Annotated in this window: 14 protein-coding genes; 6 read left to right on the top strand and 8 right to left on the bottom strand. The window is 60.9% G+C overall.

Features of this window, described 5'->3' with window-relative positions; all coding sequences use genetic code 11:
* Positions 1 to 10: 10 nt before the first annotated feature.
* Entirely contained in the window at positions 11 to 1060 is a 1050-nt protein-coding gene (locus L8U60_RS08315; protein ID WP_269965903.1) for an LLM class flavin-dependent oxidoreductase, read from the bottom strand.
* A complete protein-coding gene (locus L8U60_RS08310; RefSeq protein ID WP_269965902.1) occupies positions 1057 to 1671 on the bottom strand; it encodes an NADPH-dependent F420 reductase in 615 nt (204 codons plus the stop codon). Before L8U60_RS08310 ends, L8U60_RS08315 begins: the two co-directional genes overlap by 4 nt.
* A 289-nt stretch (positions 1672 to 1960) precedes the next feature.
* Here L8U60_RS08310 and L8U60_RS08305 point away from each other — a divergent pair, with 289 nt between their 5' ends.
* Positions 1961 to 2254 (top strand): DUF4193 domain-containing protein, encoded by a 294-nt coding sequence (locus L8U60_RS08305; RefSeq protein WP_269965901.1) that lies wholly within the window; start codon positions 1961 to 1963, stop codon positions 2252 to 2254.
* 23 nt (positions 2255 to 2277) lie between these two features.
* On the opposite strand, the gene L8U60_RS08300 is transcribed toward L8U60_RS08305, so the two are convergent.
* Positions 2278 to 2829, bottom strand: a complete 552-nt coding sequence (locus L8U60_RS08300) for a DUF3093 domain-containing protein (RefSeq protein WP_269965900.1) — start codon at positions 2827 to 2829, stop codon at positions 2278 to 2280.
* A gap of 154 nt (positions 2830 to 2983) precedes the next feature.
* Here L8U60_RS08300 and dut point away from each other — a divergent pair, with 154 nt between their 5' ends.
* The 4 genes from dut to dxs all read left to right on the top strand — a co-directional run bounded on the left by dut (position 2984) and on the right by dxs (position 7712).
* On the top strand, positions 2984 to 3439 hold the full coding sequence (dut, locus tag L8U60_RS08295) for a dUTP diphosphatase (protein WP_269965959.1): 456 nt from the start codon (positions 2984 to 2986) through the stop codon (positions 3437 to 3439).
* A gap of 86 nt (positions 3440 to 3525) precedes the next feature.
* Positions 3526 to 4371: a DUF3710 domain-containing protein gene (locus L8U60_RS08290; RefSeq protein WP_269965899.1), complete on the top strand. Its 846-nt coding sequence runs from the start codon at positions 3526 to 3528 to the stop codon at positions 4369 to 4371.
* Positions 4371 to 5645 (top strand): class I SAM-dependent RNA methyltransferase, encoded by a 1275-nt coding sequence (locus L8U60_RS08285; protein WP_269965898.1) that lies wholly within the window; start codon positions 4371 to 4373, stop codon positions 5643 to 5645. Before L8U60_RS08290 ends, L8U60_RS08285 begins: the two co-directional genes overlap by 1 nt.
* Positions 5646 to 5780: 135 nt before the next feature.
* A complete protein-coding gene (gene dxs, locus L8U60_RS08280; protein ID WP_269965897.1) occupies positions 5781 to 7712 on the top strand; it encodes a 1-deoxy-D-xylulose-5-phosphate synthase in 1932 nt (643 codons plus the stop codon).
* Here dxs and L8U60_RS08275 read toward each other — a convergent pair.
* Both L8U60_RS08275 and L8U60_RS08270 read right to left on the bottom strand, forming a co-directional pair.
* A complete protein-coding gene (locus L8U60_RS08275; protein WP_269965896.1) occupies positions 7709 to 8905 on the bottom strand; it encodes an HRDC domain-containing protein in 1197 nt (398 codons plus the stop codon). The genes dxs and L8U60_RS08275 overlap by 4 nt on opposite strands.
* Before the next feature lie 45 nt (positions 8906 to 8950).
* Positions 8951 to 9514, bottom strand: a complete 564-nt coding sequence (locus tag L8U60_RS08270; protein WP_338026477.1) for a DUF3000 domain-containing protein — start codon at positions 9512 to 9514, stop codon at positions 8951 to 8953.
* 219 nt (positions 9515 to 9733) lie between these two features.
* Here L8U60_RS08270 and hemQ point away from each other — a divergent pair, with 219 nt between their 5' ends.
* Entirely contained in the window at positions 9734 to 10435 is a 702-nt protein-coding gene (gene hemQ / locus L8U60_RS08265) for a hydrogen peroxide-dependent heme synthase (RefSeq protein WP_269965894.1), read from the top strand.
* 4 nt (positions 10436 to 10439) lie between these two features.
* Here the strand turns inward: hemQ and msrB are convergent, their stop codons facing one another.
* From msrB to L8U60_RS08250, 3 genes are read right to left on the bottom strand one after another with little or no spacing between them, the layout of a single operon-like run.
* Entirely contained in the window at positions 10440 to 10856 is a 417-nt protein-coding gene (msrB, locus tag L8U60_RS08260) for a peptide-methionine (R)-S-oxide reductase MsrB (RefSeq protein ID WP_269965893.1), read from the bottom strand.
* A complete protein-coding gene (locus tag L8U60_RS08255; RefSeq protein WP_269965892.1) occupies positions 10853 to 12085 on the bottom strand; it encodes a glycosyltransferase family 87 protein in 1233 nt (410 codons plus the stop codon). Before L8U60_RS08255 ends, msrB begins: the two co-directional genes overlap by 4 nt.
* Positions 12086 to 12108: 23 nt before the next feature.
* The gene (locus L8U60_RS08250) at positions 12109 to 12753 is read right to left on the bottom strand and encodes a dihydrofolate reductase family protein (protein WP_269965891.1); all 645 of its coding nucleotides are present in this window, start codon (positions 12751 to 12753) and stop codon (positions 12109 to 12111) included.
* Between the last annotated feature and the right edge of the window lie 79 nt (positions 12754 to 12832).

Raw genomic sequence — 12832 nt, 5'->3', positions numbered from 1 at the left:
GTCTTCAGGGCTAACTCTCAGCGAGGATATCGCGCACCATCGGAATGACCTTGGTGCCGTACAGCTCGACGGATCGCATACGGGCAGCGTGCGGGATCTGGCCGACGGTGGAATACACCATGTCGTAACGCCCAAGATCGAGCGCGCGAACGGTGTTGGCGATCTTTCGGGCCACGGTTTCTGGGGAGCCCACGGTAAGTGCACCGTGGTTGATCTCTGCTTCGAACCTGTTGCGGGTCAGCGGTGGCCATCCACGTGTAACACCAATGCGGTGTTGGGAAGCGGCGTATTCCTCGAAGATGAGTTCCTTCGCTTCCTCATCACTGTCTGCCACGAAGCCAGGGGAGTGCACACCCACGGGGTGGGCCGTGGTGCCAAGCTGTTCTGTGGCCTGCTTATACAGGTCCACGTACGGTTTGAACCGCACGGGTGCGCCACCGATGATCGCCAGCATGAGGCGGAAGCCATAGCGCGCTGTGCGGATGACTGACTCCGGTGACCCACCCACGCCCACCCAGGTGGTCAGGCCGTTTTCGGTCTTGGGGTAGACATCGGCGTTCACCAGGGCCGGGCGGGTGTCACCGGACCATGTCACGGGGTGTTCCTGCACGAGTTCCGCCCATAGGTTGAGCTTCTCCTCAAACAAGCGGTTGTAGTCCTCCAGCTTGTAACCAAACAGTGGGAACGACTCAGTGAAAGAGCCACGTCCAAGGATGACTTCCGCGCGACCATTCGACAGCGCATCAAGGGTGGCAAACTGCTGAAACACGCGGACTGGATCGTCCGAGGACAAGACAGTCACGCCGGAAGCCAACTTCATGCGCTTCGTTGCGGTGGCGATGCCAGCCAACATCGTCGGAGGGGAAGAGATGGCGTAGTCCGGGCGGTGGTGTTCGCCGACGGTGAAGGTGTCTACCCCGATCTCGTCGGCAAGCACGGCCTCGTACAACGTTGCACGGATGGCTTCCGCGTGAGTGAAGAGCGTGCCATCTTCCTTACGGGGGATATCCCCAAATGTATCGAGACCGAACTCAATGTCTGCTGGGTCCAACGTGGTCATGTCAACTCCTTCTCATCAATCAGTGTGCGTAACGTCGCGGCGTCCACATTGGCGCCAAAAGCCGGCTGACCGGGCTGCAGTGCCACGCCGGCATCGAGGGAAGCTAGTGGTACTGCGTCAAAACCAAAGTCCTGCACGAGCGCTGAAACCTGGGCCACGTCTTCCGGGTGGTCTCCGGCCACCGCGATGGCCTTGCCTGTGCCCGGGCCTTCGTCCAGATCGTGGTAGCCCATGTGGTTGAAAGCTTTCACCACTCGTGATTGGGGCAGATGCTCCTGGACGAGCCGTGAAGAATTAGCCTCCGCCAACTCTGGATGATGGCCATCCGTTTCCCACCAGTAATTCATGGTGTCAACCACAAGCTTCCCGGCCAGCGCATCATCGGGCAGCTGGCGGAAATTGCGGAGGGGGAGCGCGAGGAACACAACATCAGCTGTCTCCGCAACCTCACGCGCGGTGCTCGTCCGCGCGCCGGGAACAAGGGCGCCCACGATCAAGCTGAGAGTGTCGGAAGCGCCGGAGCCGGCAAGTGTCGTCTCATGTCCTGCTGCAACGGCGTGCCTGCCTAGAACGGTGCCAAGCTTGCCCGCTCCCAGGATTCCGATGTGCATTCCTCTACCCTCTCCTTATGTGACGTGTCACCAACTCTAGCATTGTAAGCGCCCAATACAAGGTGTCTCATAAGCTGCCAAAAGCTCCTCGAATGTGCGTATTCATTCGAGTGTCTACCCCCGTGCGCGACACGCCGAAAGTGCCCTGTGGGCGGGAAACATGACATACAGGCAAACGTGCTTTAGTATCGCGTCGAAAGTACGCAAAGAAGGCCATCGCACCGACCAATTACCCACACTCGTAGGCGGTCGTGCAGGGCACAGAAAAGTATCAGAAGGAGACGCTTCAGTGGCCACTGATTATGATGCTCCCCGCCGGCGCCTCGATGACGAGATTGAGACGGACTCGCTCGAGGGGCTGAAGGCTGCCGAGGCTGCTGGCAGCAGCATGGATGATGACGGCGAAGTGGTGGACGCATTTGATCCGCCGACGGTGGACCTCACCGGCGAAGAACTCAATGTGTCTGTCGTGCCGAAGCAGGACAATGAGTTCACGTGTTCTTCGTGCTTCCTCGTGCAGAAGAACAGCCGTCTTGGCCACACCGAGGACAACGGCGCCAAGATCTGCCTGGACTGCGAGTAGATACTCGTCGCTTTTTAAGGGGGTTACTTGCCGAGCGGCTCTACAGCCGCGTCGGCCTGCTCCGGAACGAACGCGCGCAGTAGCGCTTCCGGGTTCTTGGTGGAGATCAGCCAGTACGGGGTGGGGTCCTCCGGATCATCAAGAACAAACAATGCGAGTTCCTTCACCCACGCGTGGTGCACCAAATAAGCAGCCGGATCAAGTTGGCGGCCGAGGGCATTCTGTTTCGCGGTCTTGGGGACGGCGAGGGAGCGGGAGACCACAGTATCTGGCAAGTTCGCATCACCGACAACGAGCCATCGCGTGCCATCCGCATCTTGTTCCACCTTCACCACTGTTGAGGACAAGTAGGTGAGGTACCACGCAAGAAGCGCGCCGACAACCACGAATGTGACAACGAAATACACCGTGGAACGGTTATGTCCCATCTGAAAGCCCATGAGCGCTGCAAAAGCGGCAGCGGGGATCCACCACCACACCGGAACCCATTGGCGCTCGGAGTACAGCACGGTACTTGCGTTAGCAGTGGGCGACGGGGCGGTTGGTGCATTGGCGATCTCGTTGTTCTTCGTCACGGCTTCCATGTTAGGCACCGCAGCCCCAAAAGCGAGTATGCGGGGGAAGTGTCCACTGCGGCTGTGATTCCTTGCGCACTCGCGCGCCGGTGATCGTGTGTGACGTAGTGTGGGGCCCGTGACAGAAACGACGAATAATTCTGGATTGAGCAGTATGGGCAGCATTGGTCCGATTCCTCTGAAGCGACTCGACCCCGATTTGCCGCTTCCGCAGCGCGCACACCGCGGTGATGCGGGAGTGGACCTGCACGCCACGGAGGACCTGACTATTGCTCCTGGTGAGCGCAAACTCGTGGGCACGGGTATCGCTTTGGCATTGCCGTTGGGCACTGTCGGATTGGTGCATCCCCGTTCGGGCTTGGCAGCAAAACATGGTGTGACCATCGTGAACACGCCTGGCACGATTGATGCGGATTACCGTGGGGAGATCAAGGTCTGCTTGCTCAACACTGACCGTGACACTCCTTTTGAGGTCACTCGTGGCATGCGCATTGCCCAGCTGGTTGTGCAGCGCGTGGAGTTGCCGGATTTCGTCGAGGTGGATGACCTAGATGAGACGGAGCGTGGCGCGGGTGGTTATGGCTCCACCGGTGTGGAGTCTTTCTCCTAAGCACTCAGTAGTGCTCAGCAGCATTCAGTAGCACTCTGCCTTCGTCGTAGAGACCAATAACAACAGTAATTAAAGCGAGGTTCATCATGGCACTGTGGCCATTTGGCAAGAAAAAGAAGCGCGAAGAAGCACCCGTCGAGGAGCAGAAAGAGACTGCCCCGCTTGTCGACGAATCCCAGGAGCCCGCTCCGGCCGGCTCCACCAACACCGATGCTCCGGCAGAACCGGCAGCTTCTGAGGCTGTTGAGGAGCAAGCCAACGCTGGTACGACTGACCCAGTGACCATTCCGCACGATGCGATCAATGGGGAGACAGGCCCGTTTGATGGTGACAGCGTGGACATCAATGAGTTTGACTTCAGTGATGTCTCTGACGGTGTGCTGAACCTGGGCTCTATTGCCTTGCCGCTGCCGAAGAACTCCCAGGTGCAGGTGGAAATGGGGGAGACCGGCCCGCGGATGCTCCACGTGGTGACAGAGCACGGCCGGATTACCCCGGTAGCCTTCGCCGCACCGAGCTCCGGTGGCATGTGGGAGGAGTCCTCCAACGAGATTGCCGAGGGAATGCGTACTGAGGGCATGCCCGCCACCTTTGAAACCGGTCCTTGGGGCCGTGAGGTTGTCGGCCGCGGTGACAATGGTGTCATCCGCATCATCGGCGTGGAAGGCCCACGTTGGCTGTACCGTCTCACGCTGGCCGCACCACATGGCAAGGAAGATGCCCTGGCCGAGGTAGCCCGCGGGGTTGTGGCGCGTTCCTTCGTCTACCGTGGCAACACCGCGATCCTGGCTGGTAACTCCCTGCCGGTGGAGCTCCCCGCACCGCTGGCGGCGCAGCTGCAGCAAGCCATGGATCAGCAGGCCCAGCAGATTCAGCAGGCCCAGCAAGCTCAGCAGGCTAATCAGCCGACACAACCGGAGAATGAGAACTAATGGCTGACCCGGTGGAGGAGCTCACCCGCGGTGGCACGGTGACGTTGACCCCGCACGCGATGGCCCATGGCGGAGAGGCCATTGCGCATGCGCCAGATGGGCGCGTCGTGTTTATTGGCGGCGCGGTCCCTGGTGACACCGTTCGCGTCACGCTTGAGCGCGTGAAGAAGCGTTGGGCACGCGGACATGTCGTGGAGATCCTCGAAGCATCCCCCGACCGCGTGGATAATGCCTGCCCAGCGGCAGCTGCGGGAGCTGGCTGCTGCGATTACTCGCACATCGCGCCAGCGGCGCAACAGCGCTTCAAACGTGAGGTTCTCACCGGACAGCTAACAAACCATGCGCAGCCGAGTGGGGTGCTCAATGGTTTTGATCTCGCCATCGATCTTGAGGAAGAAACGCTAGAACCCACCTTGGGTTGGCGCACCCGCGTGCGTCTTGGTGTCGGGCCTGATGGTCGCGCCGGGATGCGCAAGGCGCGTAGCAACGACATCGTTGCCGATGTTGCCTGTGCGCAAGTTGTCCCTGGCGCATTGGCCGGCATTGTCGGAACGGATGCGCGCACTTTTACCCCGGGGGCAGAGATCATCGTGGTTGTTGATTCCACCGGGCAACGCCATGTCGTTGAAACGGCGAAAGCGCAGCGTGGCCGTCGTGTTGAGCAGATTGAAACTGTGATTGAGGGCGACTTGGACGCCACCGAAATCGTGCCGGTGGATGTGGCTGGCCAGGTGCAGGAATTTGACTACGTGTTCCCGCCGACGGCGTTTTGGCAGGCACACCGCGCCGCACCTGCGACCTACTCGCGCTACATCACCGATTGGGCTGCCGATGAATATGAGCAGGCCACCGGCTGGGATTTGTATGGCGGGGTGGGGCTCTTTGTGCCGTCGATAAGCATGGCGATGGGTGGGCGACCACGCATCCACAGCGTTGATTACTCGGACGCAGCAACGCGTGGTGCGCAAAGCTGCCTGTCTGAGTTTGACGTTGATGTGCGCAACCAGAAGGTGGAAGCGGGGCTTGAGCATCTTGCGGATCCGGGCCTGGTTGTGCTCGACCCACCGCGCACAGGTGCTGGCACAGACGTCGTTAGCGCTATTGCCCAGCGCGATCCGCAGCGCGTCATTCATATTGGCTGTGACCCGGCAACCCTCGCGCGTGATCTTGCTGCCTGGGGTGATTCCGGATACGTGGTGGAACGCATGGCGCTCGTCGATGCGTTTCCGATGACGCATCACTTTGAGGTTTTGGTGAGCCTCGTGCGCGCATAGCTTTGGGTGCAAAATCTTTCGACGGTTTTGCTGGAATCAACACGGCGGCGTGTAAAGTTGGGCGAAACAATCGATGGCTATGACAAGCCAGCGCGAAAGCAGAAAACAGGCGATGTGAAGGAGCAGCGAAGAGACGTGAGCAGGCTTGAAGATCTTTCGCTTCCCGCTGACGTGAAGAACATGTCAGTGGAGGAGCTCGAGCTTCTGGCTGATGACATTCGCGAGTTCCTCATCCAGAAAGTCTCTGCCACCGGCGGTCACCTTGGGCCCAACCTGGGTGTTGTGGAGCTAACCCTTGCCCTGCACGCGGTGTTTGATTCGCCGCGTGACCCCATCATCTTTGACACTTCGCACCAGTCCTACGTGCACAAGATCCTCACGGGGCGGGCCGGACAGTTTGACACCCTGCGCCAGAAGGACGGGCTGTCGGGCTACACCAGCCGGATTGAATCGGAGCATGACTGGACGGAGTCCTCTCACGCTTCTGCAGCGCTGTCCTACGCGGACGGCTTGTCCAAGGCGAAGGTGCTGCACGGTGAGGCGGACAGCCGCGTTGTCGCCGTTGTCGGCGATGGTGCTTTGACCGGCGGTATGTGCTGGGAGGCACTGAACAATATTGCGGAAAGTGAACGCAACGTTGTCATCGTGGTCAATGACAATGGGCGCTCATACTCCAAGACCATTGGTGGTTTTGCCCGCAACCTGGACAATATCCGCTCCCAGATCGCGTCTATTCGCATTCAGCCTGGGTATGACGAGGTGATGGAACAAGGTAAGCGCACCTTGAAATCCATGGGTTGGGTTGGGGAGCGCGCGTTTGGCGCTTTCAAGGCGGTCAAGGACGGCATCAGGCATCAGGTGATGCCCACGCAGATGTTCCAAGACCTGGGCTTGAAGTACGTCGGCCCCGTTGACGGGCACGACTTGGGTGCCCTGCTCGGTGCATTCCGCTATGCACAACAGCACGATGGCCCGCTGTTGCTCCACGTGGCTACGGAGAAGGGCCACGGTTTCGCACCGGCAGTGAATGACCTTGCGGATCAGATGCACTCCACCGGTGTCATTGACCCGGTGACGGGTGAAGCGCTGGGGGAGTCACGTCCGGGGTGGACGAGTGTCTTCTCTGAAGAGCTTCTGCGCGCTGCGCATGAGCGTGAGGACATTGTTGCGCTGACTGCCGCCATGGCTGGGCCGACAGGGCTGACGCCGTTCGCAGAGAAATTCCCGTCCCGTTTCTTTGACGTGGGCATCGCGGAGCAGCACGCTGTCACCTCGGCCGCCGGTATGGCCTTGGGTGGCCTTCACCCGGTGGTAGCGGTGTACTCCACGTTCTTAAACCGTGCTTTTGATCAGTTGCTCATGGATGTTGGGCTGATCAACCAGCCGGTCACCCTTGTCCTCGACCGCGCTGGTGTGACAGGCAGTGATGGCGCAAGCCATAACGGTGTGTGGGACATGGCGTTGACGTCGATCGTCCCCGGTATTCAAGTGTCTGCTCCGCGTGATGCGGATCGCCTCCGCGAAGAATTCCGCGAAGCAATCGCCGTGGAGACAGGCCCCACGGTGGTGCGCTTCCCGAAGGGGGATGTCGGCCCGGGAATTGACGCCGTTCGCCGTACACCGGGCGGTATGGACATCCTCGTTGAACCGGAGAACGCTAGTGGTTCTGGTGATGACGAGTCAGTGGACGTCCTGCTCGTAGCCATCGGTGAGTTTGCTGGGCGTGCTGTGGAAGCCGCAGAGTCGCTAAACGCGGACGGCTACCGGGTTACCGTCGTGGATCCGCGGCGGATCATCCCCGTCAATCCTGAGCTGGTGGACATGGCTGCGGAGGCGGACCTCGTTGTGGTGTACGAAGACGGCATCATCCGTGGCGGCGTGGGCTCCGCTCTGGGTGAAGTTCTCTCCACCGCCGAGGTGGATACCCCGTTGCGTCACCTGGCGTTTCCGGATATTTTCCCCAGCCATGCGACACGCAATGAGCTGCTCAAGGACGTCGGGCTAGACGTGGACTCCGCCCGAGAATCCATCCGTGGTTGGGGCGAAGGTTTGGCCGACCGGGATTAGTCCCCGCCAAACTCCCCACCCAAGTTTGCACTGAATAGCGCAGCAGTGTTTTCAATCTGCCATGGCCGTGCGCCGAGTTCCGCCAGAAGCGCGGCGACGGAGTGCGTCTGGCGGGGCACGTCGTGTTCAGTGAGCTCCCACACAGCCTCCCGGAGGATCGCTGGGGTGAGCAGAATCTCGGGGCTCAGGTTCATGTCAGCCGCGACTGCGGTGATGGCGGAACGCATGGTTTGTAGTGCATCCCATGATTCAGGGTGGTGGCGTTGCCACGCGGACTTCCCAGGAGCACCGCCCGAGTTGGGCTGCTTCTTCGGCCACGTTGCCGGGTCGGATGCGTAGACCTTCTCCAATACGGTGAACCACCTGCGGGTGGAGCCGCGGCGGCGCTGGGGGAAGCCGTCGATACGCGCGAGCTGCCCTGGGTGTGCCGGAAGCTCTTTGGCAATGGCGATGATCACCTTGTTGGGCAAGATCATCGAAGGGGAGATGTCCTTGCGGCGCGCTTCGTCCTCACGGGCATTCCACACGGCCTGCGCCACGGCACGTGAACGGGCGCTGTGGAGTGCGGATGTGCCTTTAAGTGAGCGCCACGTGCGCTCGCTTGGCGTCCAATCAGCAAACTCATCCACGATGTGGGAGAACTCTTGCTCTGCCGCATCGGTTTTGCCCTGCATCTCAAGAAGTTCGGCCTGCGCATCGGCGAGGTCGCCGAGGTAAATCACATCTTCGGCTGCGTACTCAAGCCAATCTTGGGGCAGCGGCACAGTGGACCAATTCTCGCGCCCATGGCCTTTCTCCAGCTCAATGCCGCAAAATTCCAAGACCATTGCGCCCAGATTGGGCTTGTCGTAGCCGGCAATGCGCCCGGCCAAGGCGGTGTCAAAGAGGCGTCCGGGGTGAAGGTCAAGTTCAGCCAAACTCGGAAGATCTTCCGGGGCTGCGTGCACGATCCAGTCGGATTCGTTGAGCACGGGAGCAAGGACGCTGGAAAGCTCCCCACGGTAGCCCTCCGGCGCGAACAGAAATGTGCCTGCGCCCCGGCGATGAATTTGGACGAGGAACGCGCGATCGTCGTAACGAAAAGCAGAAGCGCGCTCCGTGTCGATGGCGAAAGGCCCGCGCCCAGAATCAAGGGCACGCGCCGCGCGTTCAAAGCCTTCTGGCGTATCGACGAAGTGGTAGCGCGCACACATGCTTAAAACAATAGTTGCCCCACCACGATGAGGCGCAGTGTGGCCCTAGCGACGGTCGAGCCCAGCAACGCCCTCTGGCGGAAGGCCAGCCACGTGGGCAAGCACCTTAGAAAACGCCTCGACGTGATGGGAGAGATCAGTACTGGCCGCCGTCCAAGAAGCGCGCATCTCAATCTGGTACGCACGCGGCGGACCGCCAATATCACCGAACCGGACTGATGCCGTGGAGGTTACGGTGCCACCGAGATCGGTGTAATCGGCATGGGTTTCCTCCAAGGACTCACCGAGCCACTGCCATGCCACGTCGGGTAGGAGGGGGTCCGAGGCGACGTCATCATCCATGTCCGCCTGGATGTACGCGACCAAGCGCATGGAGCCTTCCCAAGTCTCCTCGCTGGAAGGGGAGTACAGCAAGATGAGGCGACCAAACGCGTCCCCCTGGGAATCAGTGGGGATGGGGCCGTTCTCATCTAGGCCAGCAACCTCCAAGCCAATGGCGTGGCTGTACGGCGCTGGGCGCTGGGGTGGGCGGATTGTTCCCAGGCTGATCTCCGGCCGCAGCTGAGCGCGGTGCATGGATTCGACAGCCTCTGTGAACTCCGCCGGGATGGTTGCGGATTCTTGGGAGGCCTGCGGCTCAGGTGCCGCGGCGAGCGTGGGGTGGTCCGAATGTGTCACGCGTTCCAAGCTATCCAGTCACGCCTCCAATCCGTGGAGGCGCGCCGTTAGTCAGCCGTTAGTCAGCCGTTAGTTACTGGATCGTGCTAGACAGGGGAGGGATAGAACTTTTGGTGGATGCCCCGCTGTGGGAAGAAAGGACCTAAACCCATGACACAGCCAGACCTCGAACAACTGAATAACACCCAGCGCTACGCTCAGTGGGCTACGTTCCGCGTGATTCCCGGAGCACTTGGCGCCGACCGCGCAGACATCATCGCGGAGGCGAAGAGTTTCATTGCTGACTTGGAGGCGCAAGGCAAGGTTGTTCTTCGCGGTGTGTATGACATCTCCGGTATGCGCGCTGAAGCAGATGTGATGATCTGGTGGCACGCCGAGGAATTCCTCGACCTGCAGAAAGCCTTCAACGACTTCCGCCGCGACACGGTGTTCGGACGGTGCCTGGAAGTGTTCTGGGTTGGCGTGGGCTTGCACCGCCCAGCGGAGTTCAACCGTGGCCACCTGCCCGCCTTCATCATGGGTGAGGAGCCACAGGATTGGATCACCGTATACCCGTTCACGCGTTCCTACGACTGGTACATCATGGATCCGGACAAGCGGCGCCAGATGCTCATTGAGCACGGCCGTGCTGCGGCAGGCTATGAGGACGTTCGGGCGAATACGATGTCCGCATTCGCGCTTGGGGATTACGAGTGGATGCTCGCTTTCGAGGCACCCACCCTGGAGCGCATCTCTGATCTCATGCACAAGATGCGATACACCGAAGCGCGCCTCCACGTGCGGGAGGAGCTGCCGTTCTTCTCCGGTCGCCGGGTGAAAGACATGGCAGAGATCATCGAGATTCTGCCGTAGCTTTCTACTCGACCGGCTTTTCTTCCAGCGTCATGGCGATCGAGTTGATGCAGTAACGCAGGTCCGTCGGTGTGGCATAACCCTCGCCGGCAAAGACGTGGCCCAAGTGGGAGCCGCAGGTGGCGCACAGGACCTCGGTGCGGACCATGCCGTGTGAGGTGTCCTCACGCTCAATGACTTTGTCGCTGTCTGCGGGGGAGAAGAAGGATGGCCAGCCGCAGTGGGACTCGAACTTCTCGGTGGAACGGAACAGCTCTTCACCGCATGCGCGGCAGTGGTAGACGCCTTCGGTGGTGGTGTTGGTGTATTCACCAACACCCGGTGGCTCCGTGCCGGCCTGGCGCAGCACGTGGAATTCTTCTGGAGTGAGACGCTCGCGCCACTGCTGTTCCGTCCAGTCGCTGTAGTTGTTCTGTGTCATGGCTCGAGGGTCCCTCCATGTGCATGAGTCACCGCGGTCCGCTGCACGGGCACAGACACGGCCCACACGGCTGCGGCGATGATGAATGTTGCCCAACCGATGGTGGGCAGGAATGTATCCACCCACCGGCCGACAACGGGGTTGTCTTGTACAACCCAACTCAACGGGGAGAGGCACAAAATAATTCCCACCCACGCAGTGGGGGTGTGGAAAACGCTGGCTGCGCGCGCCACGGTGAAGACGGCCGGGAAAAGCATCATGGAGTAGTACGCCTGGCCCAGAGAGGACAGCAGGCACACGCCGGCAAGCAGGACCGCTGCGGTGGTGGTCGCCCACATCCATTCGTCGCTCCAGCGCCAGCGCGCCAACCCAACGACAGCGATAAGCACTGCCGCGGCAAAGAGGATGAACAGACCGCCATGGAGCCACGTGGGCATGCCAAAGTACACAGCCGCACCGGCGAGCGATGAGTTGGCGTAATCGCGAGTGATGCCCAGGTAGGGGACAACCACGTCGATGTAGTCACGGGCACCCGGGGTCAGTGGCCAAGCGATCACGTTGAACACCACAGGGACAATGCCCGCAGTGATCACCGCGCCCCAGTTCATGCGCAGGAGCGGTAGCAGGATGAGCGGGGCGAACATCGGCTTCACCAAGATGCACAAGCCCAGCACCGCGCCCGCCGCCAGCGATGGCCCGCGCAGCAGGAACGCAAGAAACGCCACGAGCCCGAGCAACAAAATGCCATTGATGTTGGAGAAGGTGAGCGTGTTGGTCGCGGCTTCCGTCGCAAAACCCAGCGCAATGGCGCCCGGGAGGATCGGGTGCTTCAAGCTAAAACCCGACAGGCGGGTGAGCCAGGCGAGCGCCGCGAGGATCGCTAGGGCATTCGCCAGAATGAACAGTGGCCGGACGATCTCCGTAGAGCTGAAAAGCCCCAGCGGGGACAACAGCAACGTCGCACCCGGGTTGTACAAGTAGTGCGGGTCGACGGTGGCGTAGTTCTCCGAATACACCGGCACGCGCTCCACGAACCGGCGGGCTGCCGACCACACGGTGGTGAAATCGTCCGTGATTGTGCCGGGGAGAGCCAAGGCCACGATGCGGTGGATGAACAGCAAGACAGCCACCGGCCACAGGGCAGCGTTGGCCACAGTTTCCCACCGTGGCCCCCGATCCAGGGCGGGGGCGGTCCACACAGTCTTCAGAGCATCAGCGCGGGTAGTCACCCCATTAACGTACTAAACCTCGGCTAGCACCCCTGCTGTACCCGCCGGTAGCGCGTGAACAGATAACCCCGATCCGTCACGGCCTCCTCCAAGGCGAAGCGCTCCGTGATGTCTCCCACGAGCCCAGCCGGCTCGCCGTTGATGTGGGGGTCGAGGGTGAGGTGGAGGACGTCGATAAGCGAATGTTTGAACATCTCCGCGTACAGCGACGGCCCGCCCTCGCACACAATGCGGCCGAAGCCCATCGCGCGAAGCTTATCGACGACCTCCGGCACCCCACCGCCCTCCACCACATCGCAGCCGACGGCTTCAAGTGCTTTTCGGCGCGGTGCGAGCGCGGGATCTGTCAGCGATTCCCGTGGGGCAACAATGATCGGGGGAGTGCCGCTGAACAGTTTCGTGGTGGTGTCGAAATCGAGCGAGCCTGAAACGACTGCCATCGGCGTGTCCGACGGCCCGTAGTCCTCCGCTTTAACCGTGCCGGAACCCACGAGGATCACATCGGCCCACTCGCGCAGCCCCTGGAGCACAGCTGCGTCTGTTTCGTTACCCAGCGCGCCGGATGTGCCCGCGGTGGTGAAGGAGCCGAACAACGTGGTGATGGCAACCGCTCGGACTTCCTCCTGCGCTGTGGCCGGGCCGACGATCGTGTTGACGGTGTGGTTCATCGTGACTCCTTTGCGGGCTGCATGCGATCAAAGGAAAACCCCGAGGCTGTCTTAGTGGAAGACAATCCCGGGGGAGAAG

It is taken from the genome of Corynebacterium meitnerae (assembly GCF_027570075.1).
Taxonomy (GTDB): domain Bacteria; phylum Actinomycetota; class Actinomycetes; order Mycobacteriales; family Mycobacteriaceae; genus Corynebacterium; species Corynebacterium meitnerae.
Note: the sequence above shows the minus strand (reverse complement) of the source record. Positions and strands in the feature narration are given on the sequence as shown.